Below are 26,775 nucleotides of genomic sequence, written 5' to 3' on the forward strand. Positions count from 1 at the left end.
CTGAGAAGATTCAGAAGCGTCAGGTCTTTTGATATTCGTTCATTTCTTCGCCATCTCATAGAACTGATACGTATTCTTCCCAGACGACTTAGCGGCATATAGCGCAACATCCGCCTGTTGTAATAAGGCCTGCAACTCTGGACGGAACGCAGTGTCATACATCACGATCCCGATACTCGTCGACACGCGGTAGTCCGTTTCCCACTCACTTAACACAGTGACGATCCGCTCTGCGAGTCGTTCCCACCCTGCCCTTGAATCCGAATGACCGAAATGGAGGATGAATTCATCACCGCCTAGCCGTACGGCCATCGCATCATCTTGTTCGCGGACGAACTGTCGCAAGCGTTGTGCGACTTCTTGCAGGACGATGTCCCCCGTCTCGTGTCCATAGACGTCGTTGACCTGCTTAAAGCCATCGAGATCAAGGAAGAAGACGGCTCCTGTCTGCCCGGGATGCTCCTCGAACTGCTTCGTTAAGTACCGCCGATTATGCAGTCCTGTCAACGCGTCCTTCCAAGCATGACGCTCAAGCTCCAAATAGTACAAGAAGAGTCGAACGATTCGTTGCAACAGCTGAACATTCTTCTGTTCATACAAGCTGACCCGATTGTTGATCGCACATAATGTGCCAAACGTCTCCCCGCTCGTCAAGACGATTGGAATACCCAAGTAGGACCGGACGTGAGCGTCCTCCAAACCCTTTCGCCAGTCGCCGAGTTGTTCCGCGTTCGGAATATCTTCGAGCACGACCGGCTGTCTCGTCTCAAAATCAATCAGCTTGCATAACGATTGGTTCAATTCAATCTGCATGCCTTCCACCATCGGGATATCTGCTTTGTCGTTCGCAATCTTCAACATCCGTTGTTGTCCTGCTTCGATTGCTGATAAATATAGCATCTGGTCCGGTAGAATCTCTTTTGCGAAATCGAGGACATCATCCGCCAATTCATCAAAATTTTGATACATCTTCAAGTCTTCAAATGGTTGATTCATACAGCACCTCATTTCGAAGTCATCTTCTGCAGCGTCTCTGATTTGAAAAACGAAAATGTTACATTTATTACCACTTTCTCTTTTGACTATTATTCAAACCTGTTTTTGTAAAAAACATTCGATGGTCCTATTTCTAGTCCTAATTGAGAAAGATTATCATTTTTTTATTTTCGTATAGTTTATAGAAGGTAAAAATTCGGACAGCCATTTGACTGGAAATGAGCATTGCGTCTTCTAAAATCGTCTGCTATCATTCTCGGTGAACATGACAATGATAATCATTATCACTTATTGAGAACAGATGACTCGGATAGAACTACATAATCCATCTGCTACTTAATCCGTGATTCATGCGTTATCAATTTAAACAAGAGGAGCTGAATCATCATGGGGAAATGGAAAACACCACTCGTCGTGAGTTCGCTTGCTGTCTTACTGGCCGCATGCGGGAACGCAGGAGAAGCAGACACAAAGAAAGACGCGGAAGCACCGAAGACGGTCAAAATCAAGGATGCACACGGAACGGTCAACGTCCCGGTTGATCCGAAGAAGGTCGTCGCACTCGACAACCGGACATTCGAGACGCTTGCCGCATGGGACGTCGAACTCGCAGCAGCACCAGTCGGACTGCTCCCGGCTGAGTCACCGTATGCAAAAGATAAGGATATCGTCGATGTCGGCATGCACTTCGAACCGAATCTCGAAGCAATCGCTGGTGTTAATCCGGACGTTGTCATCGTCGGGCAGCGCTTCGCTGATCATTATGAAGACATCAAAAAACTCGTTCCGAACGCCGCTGTCATCGACCTTGACATCACTTTACCGGAAGACTCCGGTACACCAGGTGAGCTACTCGTCAAAGGACTTGAAGATACGACAGAGACACTCGGACAAATCTTTGATAAAAAACAAGAAGCGGATCAGCTCGTGACGACGCTTGAGCAATCGATCAAAGACGTCAAAAAATCATATAACGGACAGGACAGCATCATGTCGGTCATCGTCTCAGGTGGCGATATCGGTTTCTCGGCTCCGATGAGTGGACGTGTCTTCGGACCAATGTATGATTTGTTCGACTGGAAACCAGCCCTCGAAGTCAAACAAAAATCGGGCAACGACCAAGGGGATGAAGTCTCGGTCGAAGCAATCGCTCAAAGTAACCCGGACTGGTTACTTGTCCTTGATCGTGACGCACCACTTGGAAACGCAGAAGGTGCCGTACCGGCGCAAGACGTCATCGACCGTGCACCTGCCCTGCAGAAAACAAAAGCAATCAAAGACGACAACATCGTCTACGCACCGAAAGACACGTATTTGAATGAATCGATCCAGACGTACTCGGAATTCTTCACTGACATCGCGAAAGCGTTCGAGAAGTAATGGCACACGCACAGCAACAAATGAATGGAAGTGTTGAGCCACCCGCTCGACCTTCCTTTTCTGTCGTTTGGACGAAGCCGTTCGTCTTGACCTTATGTCTCGTCTTAGCGCTCGCGACGGCGTCTCTCTTCACGGGTGTCTACGAACTACGGAGTGCCGCGAACGATTTTGATATGTTCTGGATCACACGTGTTCCACGGACACTTGCCTTGATGCTGACCGGTGCTGCGATGGCGATGGCTGGACTCGTCATGCAACTGATCACGCAAAACCGCCTCGTTGAACCGACGACGACAGGAACGATCGAATGGGCGGGACTCGGACTGTTAGCCGTCTACTTACTCGTTCCGGCACCGTCATTGATGATGCGGATGAGCGGTGCTATTCTTTTTGCGTTCATCGGAACGATGGTCTTCTTCTGGTTTCTCCGTTCAGTCCGATTGCGATCATCGTTGATTGTTCCAATCATCGGACTGATGCTCGGAGCCGTCATCTCCGCTATTTCGACGTTCCTCGGGTTGTTCTTCCGTGCCAGCCAAGCGATCGAAGGCTGGTTCGTCGGCTCGTTCGCGTCCGTCCAGATCGGTCGCTACGAATACCTCTGGATCATCATCGGTGTCACGGTCTGTATCTTCTTTCTCGCGAGTCGCTTGACGCTCGTCGGACTCGGTGAAGACATTGCGACGAGTCTTGGCGTCAACTACAATCGATTGATGCTGATCGCGACCGGGCTGATTGCCCTATCCGTCGGTGTCGTCGCGACCGTCATCGGCAATCTGCCCTTCCTTGGCTTGATCGTTCCGAACATCGTCTCGATGTTTCGCGGTGACGATCTCCGTAGTAATCTGCCGTGGGTCTGTCTGATTGGGATGGCGACGATTCTAATCAGTGATTTGATTTCACGCACGATCATCCGTCCGTTTGAGCTACCGGTCTCGTTGATTCTCGGAACGGTCGGGGCAGCCGTCTTCATCATCATTCTGTTACGTCGACGGAAGACTGGAGGTGTCAGATGAGTACCGCGATTAGACAACAAGAACATACACGAATTCAACCGAGCGTTACACGTGAAACCAATCGCCGAGCGTCTGCGTTTCAGTCGAAACGACTCGAGCGCCGCTACTGGATTCTCCTCATTCTGTTCCTCAGCGGCGGAGTGCTCAGTACGATTGGTCTCTTGCTCTACAACAATCCGGTTCCGTTTGATTCTCCGTCCTTTTGGCCGGTCGTCGAACGCCGGATCACCGCAGTCATCACGATGGCGATTGCGGCAATTTGCCAAAGTCTCGCGACCGTCGCCTTTCATTCGGTCACGAGCAACCGGATCATCACACCATCCCTGCTTGGTTTTGATGCTCTCTACTCGACGATCCAGACATCGATGATCTTTTTCTTCGGTGCGGGAGCACTCGTCGGCTTTACCGGCACGAGCGCCTTTTTGACACAGGTCGCGATCATGCTCGCGATGAGCCTCTTATTATACGGATGGTTGTTGTCCGGAAAATACGCGAACCTGCAGCTGATGTTGCTCGTCGGGATCATTCTCGGCACGGGTCTGAACTCGCTGTCGTCATTCATGCGAAAGATGCTTGCACCGTCCGAATTCGATATCTTACAAGCACGATTATTCGGTTCGGTCACGAATGCCGACGCATCTTACTTCCCGATTGTCATTCCGGTCGTCCTCATCGTTGGTCTGTTGCTCTACTTCTCGTCAAGACGACTCAACGTCGTCGCACTCGGTAAAGAGGTCGCGACATCGTTCGGCGTCAATCATCGTGGCAGTGTCATCTACTTCTTGATTCTGATTTCACTCCTGATGTCGATGTCGACGGCATTGATTGGACCGTTGACGTTCTTCGGCTTTTTAGTGGCGACACTCAGTTATCAGGTCGCTGCGACGTACGATCATAAATACGTCTTCCCGATGGCATTCGCAATTGGTTTCTTCGTTTTGACGACTGCCTATTTCTTCATGTATCACATTTTCAACACGCCAAGCGTCGTCTCCGTCATCATTGAACTGTTCGGCGGACTGATATTCCTTATCGTGTTGCTTAGAAAGAGGTCTCTATGATATCACTTGAACAAGTTAAAAAATCGTATACGGATGAGGTCCGAATCGGTCCAATCGACTTAACGATTCCTAAAGGCGGATTCACGGCGTTGATCGGTCCAAACGGTGCCGGTAAGTCGACGACGTTGATGATGATCGGTCGTTTGCTTGATCTCGATGCCGGACAGATCGAAGTCGCTGGTATGGATGTCACGAGTAGCAAATCGAAAGACTTGGCGAAGATCATCACCATCCTGCGACAGGAAAATCATTTCGTGACCCGGCTGACGGTCCGCCAGCTCGTCGGCTTCGGACGTTTCCCCTACTCAAAAGGTCGCTTGACGGCTGACGATGAGACGATCATCTCGAAATACATCGATTTTCTCGAGTTGACATCGCTTGAGAACCGCTACCTCGACGAATTATCGGGCGGACAGCGGCAACGGGCATATGTCGCGATGGTACTCTGTCAGGAAACGGAATACATTCTACTCGACGAACCCCTCAATAATCTTGATATCGCCCGCTCGGTCCAGATGATGGGTTACCTGCGACACGTCGCTGATACGTTCGGACGGACGATCATTACCGTCTTGCACGATATCAATTTTGCTGCGAAATACGCAGACCACATTTGTGCGATGAAGGACGGACAAATCGCCGCCTTCGGAACGGTCGCCGAAGTCATGGATGAAGCGCTATTATCCGAGATCTTCGAGACTCACCTTGAGATCATCGAAGGTCCATACGGTCCGATTGCTGTCTATTGATACTTTATATAGAAATGAGGAATGAATGATGCAGATCGATTGGCTACCACTAGAACAGGTAACGCAAGAAGGCGAACACACTTACACGTTTCACTTGAAACGTCCAGATGGTTTCGTTTGGGAAGAGGGCGCCCATACGCATATCGCGCTAGAAGGGTTTAATGCAGGCGAAAAGCCGAACCGCAGTCTGATTCGGCACATGTCGATCTCGACGCTCCCTCATGAAGAAACGATCGGCATCACGACGCGGATTAAACCAGAATGTTCCGTCTTTAAGGAGACACTTCGGCAGCTGAAAATGGGTGAGAAGATTGCTTTGTTTAAGACGCATTCGAACATTCCACTACGTCGGGAAAATCGTACGGTGTACTTACTGTCAGCCGGCGTCGGTTTGGCAACGTTTCGTCCGATCATCCTGCAATATCAGGCTGACAGAAGAGGCATTCCGCACATGCACTCGTTAAACGTCGATTCTGCGCGTACTGAACTATTCAAAACTCAGCTTCCTTCGCACGAGCAGTTTAGCCCGGCTTATGTCGAGAGTCGCGCTGCTTACTACGATGCTGTCAAAGCGATGACAGAGGATAAGGAAGGGTTGTTCTACATCGTTGGCAGTGATGAGTTTCTTCGAGACACAATTGACGTGTTGCAGGCTGCTAACATTCCGGCAGCACAGATCATGATTGATAAACGTCAGGACCAGCGAGATACGTTTTTAGCATAAGGTACCAATGATTAGACTTCAGCATTGACTGGAGTCTTTTTGTTTTCTCAAAATAAAGAATTGGTATGTTATCTGTAAATATTTGTTATGATAAGTGCATCAACTGACTTTCGGAGGGTTGCTTATGAATTTTGTATTTGATCTCGACGGCACAATCTGTTTTAAAGGAAAACCGATGTCTCAAGACATCGTACAGGCGCTTCATGCAGTCGAGGACGACGGACACCGTGTGATTTTTGCTTCAGCACGTCCTATCCGTGACATGCTACCCGTCATTCATCCTTCATTCCACGACCATATCTTAATCGGCGGAAACGGATCGTTGGTCGCATCGGAACAAACAATCGTTCAGTCCAAATCGTTCGACGATCGTGAGCTTTCCCTTATTACGGGATTACTCGACAAGCATAAAGCCACATATTTAATCGATAGTGACTGGAATTATACATATAATGGACCACAAGACCATCCTATCCTGAACAATCTAGATCCGGCTAAGACGGCACAAAACGTTCCGCTAGCTCACCATGATCGAATCATAAAAATACTTATTTTGAGTGCCAATAATCTGAAATCCTTAGAAAACGAGCTACTTCGAATGGATGTCGTTGTTCATTATCATGGATCGGAACAAGTATTGGACATTAGTCCGACCAGCATCAATAAACGGACTGCTTTACAAACACTCGGTATCGAGAACGAGGGATACATTGCTTTTGGGAATGACGCGAATGATATCGAGCTATTCAAAGGAGCACAGTATGCGGTCATGATCGGAAGCCATAAATCACTCCGTTTTTACGCAGATCACACCATTGACTCCACCAGTCCTTTAGAATCTCACATAGTCGAACAAATCAGGCATCTAAGCCAAAAATACGTCTATTCCACGTCGTATTCCTAAATAACGCCTGGTGAAATTTTCGGATCAATAGTTACTCATCCGAAGAGGAATACGATGGGTAAGAATAATCCGCTCATCAAGAGCATTCCTACCAGGACAGCGATACTCGATTTAAAAACCGACAGCGTTTGTTCCTCTAGTGGCTTGAGCCGTTTCACAGGAATGAACATGGTCAATGAAGCAACGACTAATGCAAGCGGCTCAAGAATCGTTCGACTCACGGAAAAGAAAATATCGATCATTAAAAAGACATGTAACACAAAGAAAAATCCCATTAAGCGAATGATCATTGCTTTATTCATATGTACTCCTTCATGGCTGCTATAAATTTGGTTTGTTTCATGAAACAGAATGCCCTCTAATTATAGCGCTTCACAGAATAATTTTGGAAACGCATTCAAATAACTGGTGATTTGGTATCGTTGTAAGTCATACTGACAGTAGATATTAGAAAAGGAGTGTTGAAGATGGAATACAAAAAAGGACTCGAAGGCGTCATTGCCGCTGAAACACAAATCGGTTTAGTCGATGGAACGTTAGGTCACCTTATCTATCGCGGACACTGGGCAAAGGAACTCGCATTATCCTATTCATTCGAAGAAGTGGCGTATTTCATCTGGAATGGTGAATTCCCGACTGAATCGGAACTTTTGACGTTCAAAGAACAGATGACGAGCTACCGTGAACTTCCTTCTTACGTTAAGACGATTCTCGATACATTGCCGAACGAGATGGATGTCATGAGTACGATGCGAACAGCAATCTCGGCACTTGGTACACCCGCTTTCGCTTGGCCACCGACAATTGATCAAGCGATGCACATAACAGCACTCTTACCAACAATCATCGCCTATAAATATCAAAAAAATCAAGGTGCTGACTTCATCGAACCGAATCCGGAACTTGATCACGTCGCGAATTACATCTATATGATCAAAGGACAATTGCCGAGTGAAGTTGAGATCAAAGCGCTGACGGCGTATCTGATCCTAACGATTGAACACGGCATGAATGCTTCAACGTTCGCTTCTCGTGTCGTCGTCTCGACGGAATCGGAAATGATCTCTGGCGTCTGTGCCGCGATTGGTTCCATGAAAGGACCGCTTCATGGTGGTGCTCCGTCAGAAGTCATTGAGATGATTGATGAGATCGGAACGATCGACAATATCGAACCGTGGATCCGGAACAAGTTAGAGAAAGGCGAAAAACTGATGGGCTTTGGTCACCGCGTCTACAAAACACGCGATCCGCGTTCAGAAGCCTTAAAAGTCGTCTCAAAAGATCTCGCGCAAGAGAGCGATTGGTTCAACCTGATTACACAAATGGAGCAAACAGCAATCGATTTACTCGAGGAATACAAACCGGGTAGAAAACTGTATACGAACGTTGAATTCTTCGCGGCAGCCGTCTTAAAAGGACTCGACATTCCGAAAGAACTGTTCACACCGACGTTCACCTCTAGCCGTATCATCGGCTGGACGGCACACATCCTCGAACAATCGCAAGACAACCGGATCTTCAGACCACAATCGTCCTATACAGGACAGATGCCGGAACACGCAGCTAAGTTTTGATTAGTCTCTAGTTACAATCAAAAAATGAGGCTGACTCAAAAAAGAATGACGCGTCTTTTCACGCCCTTTCCTCAGGCGAGACACAAGCCAGTTTTCCTGCTCCGTTGAAGCAGGAAAGCGGGTCTTGTTCGTCTCTGACAGCGCATAAATGCGCTTGTTCCTGTAGGAGTGGCGTGTGACGCGTCATTCTTTTTGTTACGAGATAAGGATGGCAGATCATCATTCTGCCATCCTTATCTTTGTAGAGACTGACTTTTGAGTCAGCCCCATTTGCTATGGCGTTTTATTTAACGATAGTTTCTAATGAGAAATCTAGTACTTCCACTTCACACCCTGCCGCTTCTACATCCGGGCTACACGCATACGGTCCAATCTTCAAATCGGTCACGTCATGTAAGTGTGCGATCCGGAGTTGCTCTTTGTGTTCTCCTGTTACGTGATACAACGTGACATCTTGATTGAGATAGTGGAGTTCAAAGACAAGCGGTGCATCAAACAGCGTATTGTCGACATCCCGGCACGACCAGTCCGAGTACCCGAAGCTCGTCACGACGGCACCCAGATGCGATGGGCCATCCGGAATGAATTCAGCCGACACTTTCACCCAGTGATCATCGTTCACATAAAGCAAAATCCCCGCCTGATCATATGTCGCATTCGGATTTAACTTTACTTCAATCCGGCACTTGAACTCCCCTTCCGGTGCATCCTGTAACAACGCATGGCCTGTCAGACGGTTAAACTGATAATGGGTATTGCGCCAAAAATCCGTATCCGGATCCGTCATGAAACGTAATGGTGTTTCCTGTTCGATACGTGTCGGTGGGTTTAACCAACTTGTATTCTTCATCGAATTCTCCCCTTTTTAATCATTGATGATTGATTGAACCTTTATTTTAGCGACGCATCGATCCCTTTTACCATCCCGTTCACGAGCTTTTTTTGATAACTGTCAGATGCTAATTTTTGATCTTCTGTTGGATTTGACATGAAGCCCATTTCAATCAACACAACAGGAGTCTTCGACCAATTGAAACCCGTCAGATCTTTTCGTGGAACAAGTCCAGTTCCGTAACTCTTTTTCGCCTTCGTCGATTCAATCAAGTGCTTCAACATGATGGTTGCTTGTTTTTTACTCGTCTTATTGATCGCCTTCGTCACTTGATCATCTGGATATAAGACGGAGATTCCTTCTACCTTTCGATCCGTGTTTCCGTCTGCATGAATCCGAACGGTTAAGGCAGCTTTCTTCGCATTACAATATTTTGCACGCTCTGCATTACTGATGTTGACATCATGTGTCGTTCGCGTCATATGTACCTGATATCCCTTTTTCACTAATGCAGCTTTTAATTTCAATCCGACTTGTAAATTCAGTTTATACTCTGGAATTTTCGTCTTTACTCCGCTCGTCCCCGCGCTCACTTTCACTTTCATGACCTTCGAACGTGGAGCGACCGGTTCTTTTGCTAAGTTTTGCTTTTTTTGATGACCTGGATCAATACAAATCGTTTCCTTCTTTGACGTCGATTTCGCCTGTCCATCGAGTGGCATCGCACTTCCAATCAATAGACTTAACATGATGAGTAAACCAATTCGTTTCACTTTTCATCACACTCCATACCATCCATTTTGCAAAACTTATTAACGTCCTCTTAGCTTCCGTAACTTTCGATAGCCACGAATGAGCATATCGAGCATACAATCCCTCCTATTTTCTATGAACCCTTAGACTACTTGACGAAGTCGTTGCATATCCTTATTCAATGCTGATCGTTTCAAACGTTTGTTCCGTATTAAGTATTGCACATCTGACCGGTTATCGTACATAAGTTGGATATGGAAATAATTGATATATTCAAGAATTGCGAATACATATAATAACAAGGCAAGTTGTGTTCCGGAGACGGGAAGCTCAGATCGGAAACGCATCCAATCGATTCCGAACGCACACGCTGTCAGGACGATCAAAGCCAGATTGATGACACGACAGAGACGTAATCGTCGGACGACGGGTTCCGGGGTGACTGACGTTCCTTCCTTCTTCAGACGCCTTGACTTGCTGTACCAATACCAAGCTCCTTGAATCAACAACAGCTCAAACAAAAACAGTGACATCCAAAAGGCACTGAGTTCAAATAACTGCAGTCGTGGAAAGACACGATTACCAAACCAACTCAGCGGTAAAATCGTGACGACCGTGAACAGCTCCCCTCGGTACAGATAGGCGAGTCGTTCCGCAACGAGCTGCTTCATGGCCTCACCCATTCGATACGGAACTTACTTCCTGGACCAAGTCGTGCGATCAATGGTTGATCAGCCTCAATCACGCGTCCGATGACGTTGACTCGCTCATCTGCCGACAAATTACGTTTCGTGATTTGAACCTCACCCGCGTATCGTCCATATTTTTCATTATCGATCGTGATCGTTCCAAGCGGACGGGCAGACGGATCTTGCGGTGTTAGATCGATCGTCGACGGCTTCATTCGCGACTCGACGGATCGAATGACATCCCGCGCTGGATCAAACCGATTCGTTTCCGTCTCCCGTTGTGCTTGCTGTCCGTTCGCGAGTGCCCGCAGTACGATAATTCCGTCTTGCTCTGCTTCGAATTGCCGAATCGTTGCCTCCGATAATCGTGGATCTCCGACAAGAATCCGGTCAACGGTCGATTGTAAGTCGATATAACTGGCGAACGGTGCCGCATGCCGGTGTTCTTCAAGTGTCGGTAACGTTTCAAACAACGGTCCACGAAGTATTCCGTCACCCGGTATGAACGCTTGGACCCGTAATCCTTGCGTCTGCAACCAGGCATTCTTTTCGTCAAACCATGTCCGGTTGAGTCCCGTTTCCGGTCGCGGATAAAAATTATGCCACGCTTCCGTTTGATCGATTCGCAGACCCTGTGCCTTCATCTCCGTCAATTCGTCTGCTGTTAACGTACTGGCGTTCAGTGCGACCATCATCTGTTTCGATAACGTCGCGATTTGCTGCGGACTGATGCCGTAATCAAGACGCAGTCCAGTCACGCCCCAGTCCGTTAACGTCGCTGCCGTCTCCCATGTCTTGCCGAGCGTCGCGAGCGACGCTGGTGCGATGTCCGCCACGAGTTCGAATCCGAGCTCACGTGCTAAGCGACCGAGCGCTTGCAAACGTTCGACGTACAGTGAAGAATCGTCCTCGGGAATATGTAGCGATGTAAAGAGCGACGTAAAGCCAACAGCGCGCATCCGCTGTAGCCACTCGCTCGTCTCGTCTGTGATCGGTTCACTTAAATAGATTGATAATCCTTTCATCGACTCACTCCTTCTCTTCTCTACTTAGAGAAAAAGCAGCTGATTCCTTCTTTTGAGAAGGATTCAACTGCTGGTCAACACCTTAAATACCGTCTGCCATCTCTTCTTTGAAACCGAACCAATACGTGAACAGGAATCCTGCCGCGTACGAGATGACGAGACCACCGATGTACGTCAAATACATTCCGTCGTCGATCAACGGTGTTAATGACAAACCGGATACGCCGACTCCAAGCGCCGTCGTCTTCATTGTTGCTTGGAAGGCACCACCGACTGCTGCGCCGAGACATGCCGTTACGAACGGACGACCGAGCGGCAACGTAACACCGTATAACAGCGGTTCACCGATTCCAAGGAAACCGACCGGAATCGCACCTTTAATGATGTTACGCAGGCGCGGATTGCGCGTCTTGACGAAAATCGCCATTGCCGCCCCGACTTGACCCGCTCCTGCCATTGCAAGAATCGGTAAGAGTGGTGTGTTGCCAATCGTGTTCAAGAACTCGAGATGGATTGGTGTCAATCCATGATGAAGACCAACCATGACGAGTGGTAGGAAGAAGCCAGCCAGCACGGCTCCGGCGAGTGGTCCACCGACCTCAAGCACGGCATTGATTGCTTTCATGATACCGTCTGACAACAGTCCAGCAACCGGCATGATCGCATAGAGCGAGGCAAATCCGACAATCAGCACCGTAAACAGTGGCGTAAAGATGATATCGATCGATGCGAACATGAAGCGACGGATGTGTTTCTCAAGATACGTCATCAACCACGCAGCGAAGATGACACCAAACAAGCCGCCCCTGCCTGGAACGAGCGGTTCCCCGTAAATCGTGATGTCCGCAAGCACGGGGTTGAATAGAATCCCACCGGCAATCGCCCCGAGCACCGGCGTGCCGCCGAACTCCTTCGCCGTATTCCAACCGACAAGGATTGCGAGATATGCAAAGACCGTCCCACCGATCAAGAGTAAAATCTGCATCCATGTCTGTGTTGCATCGACACCCGCATTTTTTGCGAAGTTCGCACCACCGTTGATGATACCGGAAGCAACAAGACCCGGAATAAGCGGGATGAAGATGTTCCCGATTCGGCGCAAGAAGCGTTTGAACGGAGACTGTTGTTTTGCTTTTACTTTTTGCCGTTCGACGGCGGCTCGTTCTTCTGGCGTCAAGTTCGGATCAACGGACTCTTCCCCGATTGCGAGTCCTGTTTCGCGACTTAAGTGATCCGCTACCCGATTGACCGTTCCCGGACCGACGACGATTTGTAACGTCTCGTCATCGATGACCCCCATGACCCCATCAATCCGCTTTAACGCATCGATGTCTGCTTTCGTCGGATCCTTTAACGATAAACGAACCCGCGTCATACAGTGCGCAAGCTGCCGGAGATTATCTTTTCCACCGACGTGCTCGAGAATCGCGTGTGCCAGCACTTCTTCCTTCTTCATCGTGTTTCCCCCTTAGAGTGCGTCTCGGACAAATCCGTTCGCTTGCTGTAATCGTTCGACGGCTTTCGCATGCGGAACATTCGCGAGAATCATGACGATCGCCGTCTTGACGTGCCCGTTCGCTTCACTAAAGACACGCTCCGCCGTTACGGCATCAACTCCTGTTGCCTCACAAATCATTCGCTTCGCCCGGATCTCCAGTTTTTCGTTCGTTGACTGGACGTCGACCATCAGGTTTTGATAGACCTTGCCGACACCGATCATCGCCGCTGTCGAAACCATGTTCAAGACGAGCTTTTGTGCCGTTCCAGCCTTTAGTCTTGTTGACCCCGTCAAGACTTCCGGACCTGTTTCGACTTCGATCGCATAACGCGCGTGCCCACTGATGACCGCATCCGTGTTGCAAGAAATCGCTGCCGTCACCGCTCCGACTTCCTTCGCGTAATCAAGCCCACCGATGACATACGGTGTCCGCCCGCTTGCTGCGATCCCGATGACCGTATCACGTGCTTCTAGCTGGAGCGCTTTCAAATCGTCGACGGCAAGCGTCCGACTATCTTCTGCTCCCTCGACCGCCTTGATTAACGCGCGTTCGCCGCCAGCAATCAAACCGACGACCATGTCTGGTGAGACCCCGAACGTCGGTACACATTCTGCCGCGTCAAGAATCCCGAGCCGCCCGCTCGTACCGGCACCGATGTAAATCAAGCGTCCTCCGTTATTGAATGATGCAATGACATGTTTGACAACTTCCGCGATGACAGGAATTTGTTCCCGAATGACCGTCGCGACCGTTTGATCCTCAGCGTTCATCACCCGTAAGACATCCTCGACAGTCATCTCATCGAGTTGCATCGTCCGTTCATTTCGACGTTCCGTTGCTAATTGATCTAACATCTGCTTCACCCTTTCTCTTCCCTCCCTTTATTATACAATTAAGAAATTTTAATTCAATATTATTTATTTAATTTTGAAATTAAATTTCGATATATAAAAATAAGGTTTTGTTCTTCTTTTTCAGGCTCGGTCTCTTGATTTCCTGCTTGTCGTAATTTCCTCATTCGCAAAGTCCAGTAACGCAGACATTCGCTCCCGACCAATCGTCGCGACGAGTAACGGGATGCGTGGTCCGTAGGATTGATTGATCGTCAGTTGATAGAGTAGCGTCGCATAGTGTTTCTGCAGGCGAAGCGTCTCCTTTTTTTCAGCTTGCCGTGTCAAACGGTAAAAGGCAGAGAGGATGTCTTCATCCGATCGGAGAGCAACGACGAATTGTTGGATCCAGTCCTGTTCCGTTCCCGTCAGTTGCGCATGTAGTTCATAATTCGGAACAGAACTGATATGAAGTTCCCGCTCCGGACACCATTGCGTAACGAAAGTACGAGCACGGTCAATCTGTTGAGGCGGAACGCTCGCGCAAAACACATTTTCAATCAAATCAGGGTCAAAACCAACCATCGGACCAATCATCGTCAACTGCGTAAACGAAACAAGATGAGCAGTTCCACGATGACTCCAACGCAGACTTTGCTGAATGTCTTCGGATTGACGCGATGAGTGTGCGACAAATCGCTCGAACTCACTGTAATTGCGTAACACATCTTCATCGATCCCGATATGAAAGGCGTGATTCGGACGATGTTTCGCAAATAAGAACAGAAGAATGCTCGGTGGATAGACGGCGAGTAGATCTTGCGGAGTCAAGACACCACCACTTGAACTCGACATTTTTTTCGACTCCCCTTTTAGACGAATGAATTCATACGGGAGATAGAGCGGTGCCGGCTGTTGGAAAATTTCTTGCGCAATCCGGGACGAAACCGTGTAACTTCCGTTTGCTGCCGAATGATCCTTTCCACCCGGCTCGAAATCGACGCCTTCATGTGCCCAGCGCATCGCCCAATCGACTTTCCAGTTCAATTTCATCCGATGTTCCGTCCACATATCGACCGTTGCCATATGACCACATCGACAGCTGTAATGGTACGTGGCTTCAGCTTCATCGAACGCATCGATGGTAGTCGCGTCGGTTCCACAAGCAGCACAATAGACGGTCGCCGGGTAAAACGCTGCTCGCTCATCATCGGATCCTGCCGCTGTCTTATGGTCGATCAAGATGTCATAAATCGCGTGACGATGGCGAAACGCGTGGATGATTTGTTCAGCATAAATGCCAGACGTATAGGCTTCGTGTTGATAACGGTAGTCTGGTGTAATCTCGAATGCTGTCAGCATCGTTTCGAATTGCTGTTCAAAGTACGTCGCGTAACTCATGTCGGATTGATCCGGTGCCGGAACGGCGTTATAAGGCATCCCGATGTATCGAGTAAATGCTTGATCGACATCCGCGGGTACTTTGCGGAAGCGATCGTAATCGTCCCACGAAAACAAAAAGCGGACGTCTTTACCGAGGTCTCGCAGCGCACGCGCAACGAAGTACGTCGTGACGACTTCCCGGAAATTGCCGATATGAACGGGACCTGATGGACTGATCCCGGCAGCACAGACGTATGTCTCTTTATCTGGCTGACGCTCGATGATGGTTCTTGCAATGTGTTCTGCCCAATGCATGATGATTCCTCCAGTAGTAGACAAAAAGCTGATTTTCGCCCGTTAGTTGCCTAAAGGACGAGAATCAGCTTCCCGTGGTACCACCTTTGTTCGTCCGCCTGTCACCAGACGAACCTTCACATGTACAATCATACATGCTCTCGATAATGGGAGAACCCATCGTAGCATCATCCATATCGGAATCCGTACGAAGCTCGGAGGCTTTTTTCAGAGAGAAACCCGGTCATCCGCTCTCACCATCTCGGACTCGCTTGGCACCGTCAATTTCTTCCTACTCTTCTCGTCATCGCCTTGATTATGTAATTTTGATTAGCATACAGATTCATCCAGTTCATTGTCAATTCTTTTTTGAAAGATGAGGGGATACAAGATAAAACTTTATTTTGAGTTTCGATGGTGAAAATCATCGAATTCAAACAGTGATTGTATCATTCCCACCCTGGAAGTGGTCGTGGTGGTTCCTCAACGAAGGCACGATATCCATCAAAGCTCAGTCCTTGACGTTGCGGATTATGGTTACGAATCAACGGATTACCTGTCTCGTCCTCGTTCTGCCAAAACCGATGTTCCGTTTGAAAGACCATGATCGACGAATACTGGAATCGCTCTGCCATTAGATATTCTCGAACCGATTGCATCACTTGTTCAAAGCGCGAATCCGAGTCGTAGCTACTGCCAAGACGTTCTTTCTCTTGTTTCCCTTCGAAAATCTTAACCGAGAAATACGCATCCCTTTTCGCAATCGGATACTCGATTTCAACGCGAACCGAGTCGACGAAGCGGATTGGTCGAGGTTTGCTCACTTCTTCTTCGGAATTGTAGTCCTCTACATAATAATCATTCGTTGCAATCGAGAAGTCCTTGAACTCCCAGAACATATCGCCTTGCGAAATGATCGCATACTCGAGGAACGTGCCGAAGTTCTGTCCAATCGGGTCAGTCTCCTCTGTCGATAACTCATGAAACATCCAGTGCATATACGGTGTCTCATCCGTCTTTGCATCTCCCGTCTGGATCAAGACATATCCTTCGTTCATTTCGCCAATCATCAAGAAGTGATCATAGTCTTCATGGATCAGGTCGTCCTCTTTAGCCTGGATCGTCATTTCAATGACTTTTTCAAGCGGATACAGTTCGATACCGAGACCTTGGATCATGAACAACTCCGCTCCGTCATGTAAACGAAGGAATGTCTTATATTCACTTGGTAACGTTAGCTTGAACTGTTTTTCAAATGACTGAATCGCCTGTTCCGTCACCGGATCATTTAAATTGAATTGAGCGACTCCTGTATCGTATCGTCGCTGAATGAAGGTCGACCCGTGATTGATTTTTTGTGATAAGACGTCAAGTACCGCTTCGATTTGGTTCATTTCTTTCATCGGTCCCATCCTTTTCATTTTCGTATTCGTGAATGATACGACTTCACCCTATACACCATACCATTTTTTCAATTATTTGGTGTATTCCATCCTATTCGTTCTGTGGTATTCTCGTTCTAATATCATTTTAAAAAATTGCATTCGAAGAGGTGACTCATGTCTAAATCATCATCGATGTTGCTCATATTACTCGCTGCGATCTTTTGGGGCACGACGGGGACCTCACAAGCCTTTGCGCCAGAAGATGCACACCCGATTGCGATTGGTGCCGTTCGTCTGGCTGTCGGTGGACTGTTCTTACTCTGTCTCGTTCTCTTCAAAGGAACGCTGACGTTACGCGACTGGCCGGTGCGGACGATTTTACTCGCTGCCGTCAGCATGGCGGGCTACCAACCGCTGTTCTTCTCCGCTGTATTGATGACCGGTGTCGCCGTCGGTACCGTCGTCGCAATCGGTAGCGCACCGATCTTTTCCGGGTGTATCGAGTGGCTGTTCCTAAAGAAACGTCCAGCGTTGCTGTGGTGGGCATCGACCGGACTATCGATCACCGGCTGTCTGTTGCTTTTGAACAATCAAGGAACGGTCGCGATTGATCCAATCGGGATCGTCCTTGCACTCGGTGCCGGACTATCGTTTGCCGGGTACACGTTCGTCAGTCGAGACCTCGTCAAGACGCATTCGCCGCTGTCAGTCGTTGCCGTCATTTTCACGACGAGCGCCTTACTGTTGTCACCTCTGCTCTTCTTATTCGATCTCTCCTGGTTGTTCACGTCACGTGGTGCCGGAATCAGCCTCCATCTGGGCGTCGTTGCGACCGGAATCGCTTACTGGTTATTCGCGAAAGGACTATCGAACGTACCATCGTCGACTGCCGTCACGCTCTCGCTCGGTGAGCCGCTGACTGCCGCCTTGCTTGGTGTGTTCGTCCTCGGTGAACAGTTAAATGGTACGGCCTGGTTCGGAATCTCGTTATTGTTACTCGGAATCGCCTTATTGATCGGTTCGTCTCGCCTAGCAGCGCGCCAAACCGTTTTGACAGAAGAACGACAAACTCGGACTGGGGGCTAAATCATGCAAGAAATCACGCTTGAGAAACTACAATTTCGCGAAGATTATCACATCGGACTCAATCAGTTCTTGATGGATGTCGCAAATGGTAACCGATTGATCTTTCATTTTCGTGGGCATACGGAGGAGACGATGGTCATCGTCGGCGACTACAGCTGTAATTACTTCCGATTGACCTTCGAGGCAGATGCGATTCTGCTTCGTTCACCGGACCTCTATGAACTAAAAGAAGATGTCGAGATCAACCCGATTCCACTTCTGACGCTGACCGATTCAAAGCTGCTGACGTTCGCACGTGAAATGATGGGACTCGATCCTACAAAAGACTGGGTTCATTACTGGCTTCGTGCGTTCGAGCAGGATTTTCATGTCTTGTCTCCCCGTCCACCGGTCCTGACCGACCTCGGACACAAGCGCAGCGATGCAATCGTCAAGCATTCCTTTGATTCGTTTAGCGTTGAATGACATAAAAAAGCCCTACCTAGCCAAAGGTAGGGTATTCGTTCGTCCCGCCCAACGGCTCGCGCCGGACGGTTACTATGATTATAGATACAAGGATAAGGTTTTCTCAACCGACTGGACGGAATCGACCGGACTGAACCGCTGTACGACACGACCTTGGCGATCGATTAAAAACTTCGTATAGTTCCATTTAATCTTCGACGACAGCAGACCGGAGCGTTCGCGTTTTAGGAATGTATAAAGCGGATGTTCATTTGGTCCATTGACGTCGATTTTCTGAAACATCGGAAACGTCACGCCATAGTTCAGCTGACAGAACTGCATCGTCTCTTCCTGACTCGCGAACTCCTGCTGATTGAATTGATCGCACGGAAAGCCAAGCACCGTGACTCCTTGCTCGTCATATTTATCGTACAATGCCTGTAGTTCGCCAAGTTGTTTGACGAGCCCACATTTGCTTGCCGTGTTGACGATCACGAGAACACGCCCCGCATAGTCACCTAATGAAACAGTCTCGCCTGCTGCGTTTTGTACGGTTGCATCGTATACGGTTTGCATGTTTCCCAGCTCCTTTGCCCCGAGTATAAGACAAAACGCGCACCCTGTCGTTTTCAGGCATGCGCGTAATGCTTTACCAGATCGTCTCTTCTTTGTCGCTCAGTTTGATGACGAACGGTAGGATCAAGACGAACAAGAGACTGACGTATCCGAGCGATAAGTAATGTTGCGAGTCTTTTGAAATGTATTGCTTCACGCCGCAGTTCGGACACGCTTTCCCATGTTTCGCCAATCCGACAGCGAGCACTTCTTTTGTGCTGAACTTATACTGGCAATTCGTACAACGTACCATCTGATCATCTCCTTCTTCCTTATCTACTGGTGGATTCAGGAAAAAGTTTCATGAAATTAAAGGTAACCGACATCTTACCTCATCGATTCTTCCCGGTCGCTCAACCGAATCAGAAACGGCAAGAACAGGACGAACAAGAGACTGATATTCCCGAGTGATAGATAAAATTGTGACTTCCGCGACATGTATTGTTTCACGCCACAGTTCGGACACGTCTTGCCTTTCCCATGTATCGCAACACTGACAGCGAGCACTTCTTTTGTGCTGAACTTATACTGACAATTCGTACAGCGTGCCATGACATCATCTCCTTTTCTGTTATCTACTTATAGAGTTTGGAAAAGGTTCCGTCGAGTTGATGGGTTGTAAACGCATCTTCAAAAATTCATAGCTTCCACCATTCGTCGCCTGTTGGAAGCGTTCGACGGGAAGGAAGCCACTTTTCGTATACAGGCGAATCGCCCGCTCGTTGAATGTCGCGACAACTAATTCAATTTGTTTAGGTGCATATCGGTCCATGATGAACGAAAGACCGGCTTCTAAAAATGCCACTCCATTTCCTCGGCCCGTCAAGTCTGGTCGCATGCCAAGCCCGACGTCAACGACGTCTGCGTTTGGTTCAAATACATAATAACCAATCAATTCTTCCCGATCCAACACAGCAAAATAATGTTCCGTCCGCTTTGCTGGATCGAGAAATTCTGCTAAATCTTCTTCGTCATTCGGCATATCATAAAATGCAAACGCCCCGTCATATTGCCACTCGTAGGCAATCTGTTCCGCCTGTCGTTGCGTCAGCGGTGAAAATGTATAGCTCATCAGGATTCAGCTCCTCTTCGGTTCGTCAACGCGATCGATTCTTTCGGTAGTCTAACAGTAGCGGCAATACATTTAATCCGATCGAGATGAACGTCAATACCCACAGTGCCCGTTCCATGCCCGGTACGACGTCCTGTAACGCTGCCCAATCCTCCCGCGCCACGAATTCCGCAACGAGTCGGTATTCGGCGCACAAAGTCAGTGCCGTAAAACTGAGTCCGAGCACCATCAGGAAACGATAGTCCTTACCGATCACATAAAAGATAATATTGAGTGCCGTAAATCCAATCGCCAGTAAACCCAGTATGATCCACATCGTATTGTCTCCTCTCACCTCTCCTTTTTACTATATTTGGAATCCATTACTCGGTATATCCGCCTAGAGTTGGATTTTCTGTCCGCTCAGCGAAATAACGCTCGAGCAGCCGATGATGGAGTAACGTTTCGACCAAACGGACGGTTTCGAGCGTCGCTGCAAAATCAACCTGTTCAAAATCCGTATGCTCATGCAGATAGCCGACGGACAAGTTGACAGCTGGAATAGCTCGTAGCGCGAATAGTTTCGCATCACTGCTCCCCCCGTACCGTGTCATTCGCCAATCTGGCATATCACTCAACAGACCGGCTTGCTCAAAACATGCGCCAAAAGCCGTCTCACAAAAATCAAACTCACCGTGACATCCTGTAACGATGTCGCGTGTACCACGGCGATCAAAGACGATTGCTGCGTCGACGTCCTCTAAAAAGGACGCGTCCATCGCTTCTGCTCCACGACAACCGATTTCCTCTTCGACTGAAAATGCGAGCTTGATCGTTCCGCGGAAGTCAGTCGCTGGGATGCGTTCCATGAGTTCAAGAATCGCAGCGATGCCCGCTCGATCATCTGCCCCAAGAATCCCGTTTGAGCTCGTTAAGATTGTTCCTTCCTGAAACAGCGTCCGGTACGAATCGATACGTTCGACGGTATCGAGATGTGCCGATAATAAAATGACCGGTCCTTTCCCTTGATGGTAGGTCACGAGCAGGTTCCCTTTTTCATCGACAAAAGAATCGTTAGCAAACCGGCGGACTGCCTGTTGTACGCGACTGCGAACCATCTGTTCCCTTCTGCTTTGTCCAGGAATAGCGAGCCATCTTAGCAGACGCTTTCTGAAGCGTTGCAATTCCAGCTCTTGTATCGTTGACGCGTCTTGTTTGATGCGATATAAGACTTCCGCCAAATCCAGCAACAGCGAACGTTGGTCTCTCACTTCAAATTGAATCCACCGATTCTGTAAGGACACAGTTAACCCTGGAACCGCATCTGCCGCTAAACGAAGCAAATACCGTTGCTGGTTCGTCAGCAAATCCTGCGTATATACCCGAGCAGCTCGTTTACCGTGACCGTCACAACAGGAACTTGTCAAAATCCCAAGTTCGTTCATCATACTAACGACGCCTCGGACATACCCGTCAAACAGGTGATAGGGTAACGCCTGTCTTCTTGGATCAAACAATGCTTCCATCCCATGATCGTCAAGTGGTGCATGACGCTGTTTTGCTTGCTCGATCCAATCGAGGATCTCTTCATCCGTCGCTTCTTGTTGACCCGCTCGGTGCACGACATCTTGTACACAAGCTGACCATGTTGGTTCTTTGATGACTTCCCCGCTTAAAATGCCATATCGGATCCATTTGCTTTCGTTTCTCATCTCACATCGACTCCTTTAGTGTTGGTACCTATAGAGTAGCAACACCACTGTGACAGCTTGTCACACACGTTGGTCCGCCCTATGATGAAAGAAAAGAGACAGAAAGGATGACCGGAATGATAACGAGTTATGCACGAGCGCAAGAACTACACCGCACCATTCGGGAAACGACGGATCGAGATGAAAGAAGACATTTAGAAGACGAACTGACGAATCTGTATGTCCGCCAAGCGGAGTACTCGAAATTTTCGGAGACGCCGGATTATGACGCAGCGCGTCGCGCATTGACTATGGCACTTAAATTTCGCCCGAACCACCCGCTTGCGAATTATCGTCTCGGCTATATTCTTTATATCAAACGCCAGTACGCGGAAGCGATACGTCACTTCAGCCGAGCGCTCGACGGTACGGTCGACGCTGGTCTAAGCGACATCCAGACGACACTGACGCATATCTTCGTCGTCAACTGCAGCATCTACCTAGCGCGCGAATCACTTGCTGAACTCGAATACCGAGAACACGAGGAGCATCCGGACGAAGCGGCACGACTCAACAAATATCGAAACGAATTACTCGTTGAAGATGAGCACCTGTTTGATCGTCTTTATTATCGAAAAATTCAAGACGGAACGGAGACGTTAATCAATGAACGTTCGTTTCAAGAATATCAAGCTGACGATCAAGAAATCGTCTTACGAAGCAGTTCAGAGGGAACCTTCGTCGAGTGGAAAAATCAAACTATCTTACTGAATCCGAACGGTTTCTTGACACTCTTCGTGATTATGACGAACACGACGTCGACGTATCCTGCGCTAGCCGATCGATTGACGGAATTGAGTGGTCAAGCGATAACTTACGATCATGTCCGTCAGCTTCTCCGTCGTTTACGAAGTGACCTATTTTTCTTCCAGGACATCGTCCAAACGACACCGCTTCGCATGAATGATGGCACGCGTTTGAATGGCTTTTCTGTCGCTGATGATGTGAAGGTGACCGTCTTATGTCGAGCGGATCATTTGTTGAACTAGAAAGATAAATGGATATCATTTGTAAATGAGTGTTTTGAGCGCTATACTCTTACTTTCGCATCCGCTACTTAGGAGGAGATTACACATGGAATCACTGAAGGAGTCATATGTAAAGCTTGATGGGTATGTCGTCGTCAAAAAAGATGGTGGCCATGTACCGCACGAGGAATTTCTCGTCGAATTCACCAGCTGGCTAGAGACAAAGGGTCGTGGCTGGACAGGACTTTCTACTCAAGTCGATCAGGACGGCAACGCCATCGACAATATCAAATAACTACATATCGCAAAAAGACCGGTCGAAGGAGCATTCCTTTGACCAGTCTTTCAATTGCTACTCCATGAAATTGATTCGTACTCCGATGATTTGTTTATCTCGATTTTTCTTTACTTTCAGATGATAAATGCCGTCTCCATGTCCAGACTCGGTCATGATACCCGCTTGAAACAAATGGACGTCCTGTTGACCGAAAAAGAGTTCCTCGGCTAGTTCCTCTTCACGAAACGCAACATCATCACCAATCAGTAAAAATCCCGAATCAATCGCAATCTCATGCGAGCGCGTCCATCTGCCCGTCGGCTGATCGACACCTTCGTATACTGTAAGTAAACGAACCGTTCCATCTGAATCATATGTAACGGAAGCCGTCCATGCGCCAGACTTCACTTGCTCCAAGACAATCGATGCTACATCTTTTTCATTCGAATCCGTCACGAGCAGTCGATGACTACTAACACTAAAAGTACCCAGGGTAATCTTTTTATTAGCCCGATCACGTAACATTTCGGATTCTACCCATTCGTTGAGTGAAGAGGCACAATATTTTTCAAGCCCCTTTTTAGGATGCCACGTGAAGACGAGCTCTTGTAAAAAACGACGTCGAATCCGGTAGCACAACCGTCTCCCATCTAAATGTTCACCAAAGCAGATCATATCCTTCGGTAAATCATCTGGACGATTTATGTGATGGTGGATGATATCTTCGACTTCAGAATGACTCGATTCAGTAGGTATCGAATAGAGTTGCCAGTCATGAAAGGCTGCACCATTTGATTCCTGCATGAGTGAAATGTAATCCGTCGGGAATTTTACACCGAGGATTTTTTCTGCACGCTTTAGATCGATTAGTGATACACCCGGGCGTTTAGACGATGGATTGATCTGTTTGATGGCTGGTTTCATGCAGCACCTCCGATAGCTGAAGAGTGAATTTACTCTTCATTACTCAAGTTCATATAGTTCATCATTGACTTGATATGTGATGATTTCTTCCGGCATACTCCGAATGACGTTTTCTAACGAATTCACCGATCGATCGCTTGAACATATGAAAAAACCACATCCGTCATGACCAGGCTTGATAAGCACCGATGGAGGAGTTCGATCAAATGAAGCAATCGGTAGATATTGCTGGAAACCCCAATGTTGCCTTTCCTCAAACGTAAATTTTAAATTATCGTAATTCGAAATCACATAGAAAACATTCTCTTCTGCTAACCAGTACGTCTCGCGAATGACGCGAATGAGTGCCTCCTTGTTCTTTAATTCAACTGTAAAATAAACAAGCGGATCTAAATGATATTTTCGACTTGGATAAACCGTTTGAATGGTATAGTCAATATCCTGTTGCTGAAAGAACTGCTGATGTCGTTCTCTTAATACATATTCATCTAAAAAATACAGATACAGTGGAAAATCATTTCGATGCTCTAAAAACTCAAACAAAATTTTCTTCGTCGGTGTAACACATTCGTCTCCCTCTGACGGACTAATTAAATATGCCGTTTTAATTGACTCGTCCATATCTAAAAAGTGACCGAACAGACGACCTAAATCACCCGTCACTGCATATTCCTCAATCCAGATTTTTGTCATGCTTATCTCCTTTAGTACGTATAGGTACATCATCAATGTTTATCTTTTGCTTACTGTTCATATCATCCTACTCAAAAATGTTATTTGCGCGACTTAAATACCCCTTCAAAACTTGTACTTTTTAATTATGTCATTTAAAAGGTATTTTTTATATTGTCCTAATTTAATCTAGAGAGGTTCTTAAAAACTATGTAATGATTGTGCAACACCGGTCACGCGAATACCAAATGTAACTTAAGCATAAGACCTTTTCGACAGAAACTATAACAATTGGAAATTAATGCAGTAACTGCATTTCAATATTTATATACGTTAAGTATACGGTTGTTCGATACGAAGATAGTTATCCCATCGCTTAAATCCATGTCGTATAATAAACCATTTTGAGTTAGAATTAATATGGAAATTAAAAACATAAATGACAATATAGGTATTAAAAGAACTGATAAAGGAGGGTATACATTGGAAGAAAGAAGGCGTTTGAACCGGAAACCATCTGGAATGGGAGGAAAAGGTACGCTGTTCGCTATATTCGGTGTACTCATCGTCGGCATGTTCGGTAGCATCTACAGCGCGCAGAATGACAAACCGCCGGAAGTGAAGAAAGAAGTAAAGGCAGAAGACATGAAAGAGAAGAAGAAACCGGAAGTCAAAGCAGATCTCGAACATGCGACACCAGAGACGATTAGTAGCGAACTGAAGAAATATAGCGAAGACATCAAAGGCGCTAAAGTCAGAAACAAAACATTAATTGTGACTTACAAAGATTCAGGATTCTGGAGTGAGAACACACTTTTGGATTCGTACGCTCTCGACTCTATTCGATTGACGAAACAACTATATAAAAACAAAAGCTTTGATCTATTTGCATTCGAGCGTCCTACCGTCATGACCGATGATAACGGAAATGAAAAAATGGAAACCGTGCTTAAATCTTATTACACCCGCGATAAACTCAATCAAATGAATCTCGATAACTTTTCAGACATGGTATTAATGGACACGGAACGCTACTTTCAAAAAGCGAGCGGCTACTGGATTCACCTCGGACTGTTTAACAGTCTAAAAAAAGACATGATTAAAAAGTTGAATTCTCCAATCAACTTCAAAAACATGGATGGCACTCGATATGACATGAACATCGACGCGACGAATGACGTAGTGGAGCAGCCCGATTCTGTGGAAGACAAAGAACCTATTGTGGCGGAACCAGTCACTAAAGAATCAACAACGGAAGATGCTAAGGCAGAAGATGAAGTAGCTGAATCGTCGTACGATACCGGTACATTGTTATCAGCTATTTTTAATATCTCTCCAGGATTCGATCAAATGATGTTCAAGATTGATGATTTGAATGCATCTATCGGAACAGACAAAGAAAAAGTAGTCGCACCTTTGTCCTCTAGCCTGTTCGAATTAAAGTCGATGATCGATGCGACTGGGAAAGAAATCATGACGATGCAGCAAACGGCTTCCCCTCCAGAACTCAAAAATACTACTCAACAACTAGTTACTAATCAAACGGAATTGAATTACCTTTATTTAGAACTTCAACAGCAATTTTATAGCATCGATAAACATGATTACCCCGATGCTGAGAAACTAGCAAGTGATATTAGAAATACGCTCGCTAGCATGAAACGACTAACTCAACCGAACATCGAAGCATACTCTAAATATTTTATGAGTCATGCAGATGAAGAAGGTTCGTGAACATAGCACACGGAAGGCACTCTAGTGCCTTTTCTTATTTACATGAATAGAACGTATGTACGTAAGAGATGAAAGTTTAATTATAAAAATCTACAAATACCGAACTAGCGTCGAAAGGCTGGCTCAATCCCAAAGATCATTAAAGAAATACTCAGTCAT

General features: G+C 47.2%; 30 protein-coding genes. 12 read left to right on the forward strand and 18 right to left on the reverse strand.

Annotation, left to right across the window (positions count from 1 at the left end):
• Window positions 1-39 precede the first annotated feature (39 nt).
• Window positions 40-996 (reverse strand): sensor domain-containing diguanylate cyclase, encoded by a 957-nt coding sequence (locus tag ITJ88_RS08095; RefSeq protein ID WP_195865287.1) that lies wholly within the window; start codon window positions 994-996, stop codon window positions 40-42.
• A 387-nt stretch (window positions 997-1,383) separates the two neighbouring features.
• Between ITJ88_RS08095 and ITJ88_RS08100 the strand changes: the two genes are divergently transcribed.
• The 6 genes from ITJ88_RS08100 (at window position 1,384) to ITJ88_RS08125 (ending at window position 6,830) form a co-directional block, all read left to right on the forward strand.
• Window positions 1,384-2,376 carry a siderophore ABC transporter substrate-binding protein gene (locus tag ITJ88_RS08100; RefSeq protein WP_195865288.1) on the forward strand — a complete coding sequence of 331 codons (993 nt, stop codon included), beginning with the start codon at window positions 1,384-1,386 and terminating at the stop codon, window positions 2,374-2,376.
• 20 nt (window positions 2,377-2,396) lie between these two features.
• Window positions 2,397-3,392: an ABC transporter permease gene (locus ITJ88_RS08105; protein ID WP_195865540.1), complete on the forward strand. Its 996-nt coding sequence runs from the start codon at window positions 2,397-2,399 to the stop codon at window positions 3,390-3,392.
• Window positions 3,389-4,453, forward strand: coding sequence for an iron chelate uptake ABC transporter family permease subunit (locus ITJ88_RS08110; RefSeq protein ID WP_195865289.1), 1,065 nt, complete (start codon window positions 3,389-3,391; stop codon window positions 4,451-4,453). Before ITJ88_RS08105 ends, ITJ88_RS08110 begins: the two co-directional genes overlap by 4 nt.
• Window positions 4,450-5,202 carry an iron ABC transporter ATP-binding protein gene (locus ITJ88_RS08115; RefSeq protein ID WP_064300081.1) on the forward strand — a complete coding sequence of 251 codons (753 nt, stop codon included), beginning with the start codon at window positions 4,450-4,452 and terminating at the stop codon, window positions 5,200-5,202. Before ITJ88_RS08110 ends, ITJ88_RS08115 begins: the two co-directional genes overlap by 4 nt.
• A 28-nt stretch (window positions 5,203-5,230) precedes the next feature.
• Complete coding sequence (locus ITJ88_RS08120) at window positions 5,231-5,926, forward strand: dihydropteridine reductase (RefSeq protein ID WP_195865290.1); 696 nt, start codon at window positions 5,231-5,233, stop codon at window positions 5,924-5,926.
• 124 nt (window positions 5,927-6,050) lie between these two features.
• A complete protein-coding gene (locus tag ITJ88_RS08125; protein WP_195865291.1) occupies window positions 6,051-6,830 on the forward strand; it encodes an HAD-IIB family hydrolase in 780 nt (259 codons plus the stop codon).
• 35 nt (window positions 6,831-6,865) lie between these two features.
• On the opposite strand, the gene ITJ88_RS08130 is transcribed toward ITJ88_RS08125, so the two are convergent.
• A complete protein-coding gene (locus ITJ88_RS08130; RefSeq protein ID WP_195865292.1) occupies window positions 6,866-7,132 on the reverse strand; it encodes a hypothetical protein in 267 nt (88 codons plus the stop codon).
• 165 nt (window positions 7,133-7,297) lie between these two features.
• Between ITJ88_RS08130 and ITJ88_RS08135 the strand changes: the two genes are divergently transcribed.
• Window positions 7,298-8,404: a citrate synthase/methylcitrate synthase gene (locus tag ITJ88_RS08135; protein ID WP_195865293.1), complete on the forward strand. Its 1,107-nt coding sequence runs from the start codon at window positions 7,298-7,300 to the stop codon at window positions 8,402-8,404.
• 283 nt (window positions 8,405-8,687) lie between these two features.
• On the opposite strand, the gene ITJ88_RS08140 is transcribed toward ITJ88_RS08135, so the two are convergent.
• The 8 genes from ITJ88_RS08140 to ITJ88_RS08175 all read right to left on the reverse strand — a co-directional run bounded on the left by ITJ88_RS08140 (window position 8,688) and on the right by ITJ88_RS08175 (window position 17,112).
• Window positions 8,688-9,254: a DUF1349 domain-containing protein gene (locus ITJ88_RS08140; protein WP_195865294.1), complete on the reverse strand. Its 567-nt coding sequence runs from the start codon at window positions 9,252-9,254 to the stop codon at window positions 8,688-8,690.
• Between the two features lie 41 nt (window positions 9,255-9,295).
• Entirely contained in the window at window positions 9,296-10,009 is a 714-nt protein-coding gene (locus ITJ88_RS08145) for an N-acetylmuramoyl-L-alanine amidase (RefSeq protein ID WP_370567776.1), read from the reverse strand.
• Window positions 10,010-10,132: 123 nt separating this feature from the next.
• The gene (locus ITJ88_RS08150; protein WP_195865295.1) at window positions 10,133-10,660 is read right to left on the reverse strand and encodes a general stress protein; all 528 of its coding nucleotides are present in this window, start codon (window positions 10,658-10,660) and stop codon (window positions 10,133-10,135) included.
• Window positions 10,657-11,703 carry a DUF871 domain-containing protein gene (locus ITJ88_RS08155; RefSeq protein WP_195865296.1) on the reverse strand — a complete coding sequence of 349 codons (1,047 nt, stop codon included), beginning with the start codon at window positions 11,701-11,703 and terminating at the stop codon, window positions 10,657-10,659. The genes ITJ88_RS08150 and ITJ88_RS08155 overlap by 4 nt, the downstream gene beginning before the upstream one ends.
• Window positions 11,704-11,785: 82 nt before the next feature.
• A complete protein-coding gene (locus ITJ88_RS08160; RefSeq protein WP_195865297.1) occupies window positions 11,786-13,159 on the reverse strand; it encodes a PTS transporter subunit EIIC in 1,374 nt (457 codons plus the stop codon).
• Between the two features lie 12 nt (window positions 13,160-13,171).
• Entirely contained in the window at window positions 13,172-14,056 is an 885-nt protein-coding gene (gene murQ / locus ITJ88_RS08165) for an N-acetylmuramic acid 6-phosphate etherase (protein WP_195865298.1), read from the reverse strand.
• Window positions 14,057-14,176: 120 nt separating this feature from the next.
• The gene (lysS, locus tag ITJ88_RS08170; protein WP_195865299.1) at window positions 14,177-15,730 is read right to left on the reverse strand and encodes a lysine--tRNA ligase; all 1,554 of its coding nucleotides are present in this window, start codon (window positions 15,728-15,730) and stop codon (window positions 14,177-14,179) included.
• Window positions 15,731-16,158: 428 nt separating this feature from the next.
• Window positions 16,159-17,112, reverse strand: coding sequence for an SMI1/KNR4 family protein (locus ITJ88_RS08175; RefSeq protein ID WP_230088631.1), 954 nt, complete (start codon window positions 17,110-17,112; stop codon window positions 16,159-16,161).
• A gap of 156 nt (window positions 17,113-17,268) precedes the next feature.
• Between ITJ88_RS08175 and ITJ88_RS08180 the strand changes: the two genes are divergently transcribed.
• A complete protein-coding gene (locus tag ITJ88_RS08180; RefSeq protein WP_195865300.1) occupies window positions 17,269-18,180 on the forward strand; it encodes an EamA family transporter in 912 nt (303 codons plus the stop codon).
• 3 nt (window positions 18,181-18,183) lie between these two features.
• Window positions 18,184-18,645, forward strand: a complete 462-nt coding sequence (locus ITJ88_RS08185) for a hypothetical protein (RefSeq protein WP_195865301.1) — start codon at window positions 18,184-18,186, stop codon at window positions 18,643-18,645.
• Window positions 18,646-18,723: 78 nt separating this feature from the next.
• Here the strand turns inward: ITJ88_RS08185 and ITJ88_RS08190 are convergent, their stop codons facing one another.
• The 6 genes from ITJ88_RS08190 to ITJ88_RS08215 all read right to left on the reverse strand — a co-directional run bounded on the left by ITJ88_RS08190 (window position 18,724) and on the right by ITJ88_RS08215 (window position 22,002).
• Window positions 18,724-19,200 carry a glutathione peroxidase gene (locus ITJ88_RS08190; RefSeq protein ID WP_058265298.1) on the reverse strand — a complete coding sequence of 159 codons (477 nt, stop codon included), beginning with the start codon at window positions 19,198-19,200 and terminating at the stop codon, window positions 18,724-18,726.
• A gap of 73 nt (window positions 19,201-19,273) precedes the next feature.
• Complete coding sequence (locus tag ITJ88_RS08195; RefSeq protein ID WP_195865302.1) at window positions 19,274-19,492, reverse strand: hypothetical protein; 219 nt, start codon at window positions 19,490-19,492, stop codon at window positions 19,274-19,276.
• Window positions 19,493-19,566: 74 nt separating this feature from the next.
• A complete protein-coding gene (locus ITJ88_RS08200) occupies window positions 19,567-19,791 on the reverse strand; it encodes a hypothetical protein (protein WP_174316164.1) in 225 nt (74 codons plus the stop codon).
• 19 nt (window positions 19,792-19,810) lie between these two features.
• A complete protein-coding gene (locus ITJ88_RS08205) occupies window positions 19,811-20,311 on the reverse strand; it encodes a GNAT family N-acetyltransferase (RefSeq protein ID WP_195865303.1) in 501 nt (166 codons plus the stop codon).
• A 25-nt stretch (window positions 20,312-20,336) separates the two neighbouring features.
• Entirely contained in the window at window positions 20,337-20,627 is a 291-nt protein-coding gene (locus ITJ88_RS08210) for a hypothetical protein (RefSeq protein WP_195865304.1), read from the reverse strand.
• A 46-nt stretch (window positions 20,628-20,673) separates the two neighbouring features.
• Window positions 20,674-22,002: a M20/M25/M40 family metallo-hydrolase gene (locus ITJ88_RS08215; RefSeq protein ID WP_195865305.1), complete on the reverse strand. Its 1,329-nt coding sequence runs from the start codon at window positions 22,000-22,002 to the stop codon at window positions 20,674-20,676.
• Between the two features lie 107 nt (window positions 22,003-22,109).
• Here ITJ88_RS08215 and ITJ88_RS08220 point away from each other — a divergent pair, with 107 nt between their 5' ends.
• Together ITJ88_RS08220 and ITJ88_RS08225 are read left to right on the forward strand one after the other, a co-directional pair.
• A complete protein-coding gene (locus tag ITJ88_RS08220; protein ID WP_230088641.1) occupies window positions 22,110-23,030 on the forward strand; it encodes a tetratricopeptide repeat protein in 921 nt (306 codons plus the stop codon).
• An 85-nt stretch (window positions 23,031-23,115) separates the two neighbouring features.
• Window positions 23,116-23,304, forward strand: a complete 189-nt coding sequence (locus ITJ88_RS08225) for a hypothetical protein (RefSeq protein ID WP_029341400.1) — start codon at window positions 23,116-23,118, stop codon at window positions 23,302-23,304.
• Window positions 23,305-23,361: 57 nt separating this feature from the next.
• Here the strand turns inward: ITJ88_RS08225 and ITJ88_RS08230 are convergent, their stop codons facing one another.
• Window positions 23,362-24,210 carry an SMI1/KNR4 family protein gene (locus ITJ88_RS08230; protein ID WP_195865307.1) on the reverse strand — a complete coding sequence of 283 codons (849 nt, stop codon included), beginning with the start codon at window positions 24,208-24,210 and terminating at the stop codon, window positions 23,362-23,364.
• Between the two features lie 39 nt (window positions 24,211-24,249).
• Window positions 24,250-24,903, reverse strand: a complete 654-nt coding sequence (locus tag ITJ88_RS08235) for a hypothetical protein (RefSeq protein ID WP_195865308.1) — start codon at window positions 24,901-24,903, stop codon at window positions 24,250-24,252.
• A gap of 399 nt (window positions 24,904-25,302) precedes the next feature.
• Between ITJ88_RS08235 and ITJ88_RS08240 the strand changes: the two genes are divergently transcribed.
• Complete coding sequence (locus ITJ88_RS08240) at window positions 25,303-26,616, forward strand: hypothetical protein (protein ID WP_195865309.1); 1,314 nt, start codon at window positions 25,303-25,305, stop codon at window positions 26,614-26,616.
• The last annotated feature ends 159 nt before the right edge of the window (window positions 26,617-26,775 follow it).

The organism is Exiguobacterium abrahamii (assembly GCF_015645365.1).
Taxonomy (GTDB): domain Bacteria; phylum Bacillota; class Bacilli; order Exiguobacteriales; family Exiguobacteriaceae; genus Exiguobacterium_A; species Exiguobacterium_A abrahamii.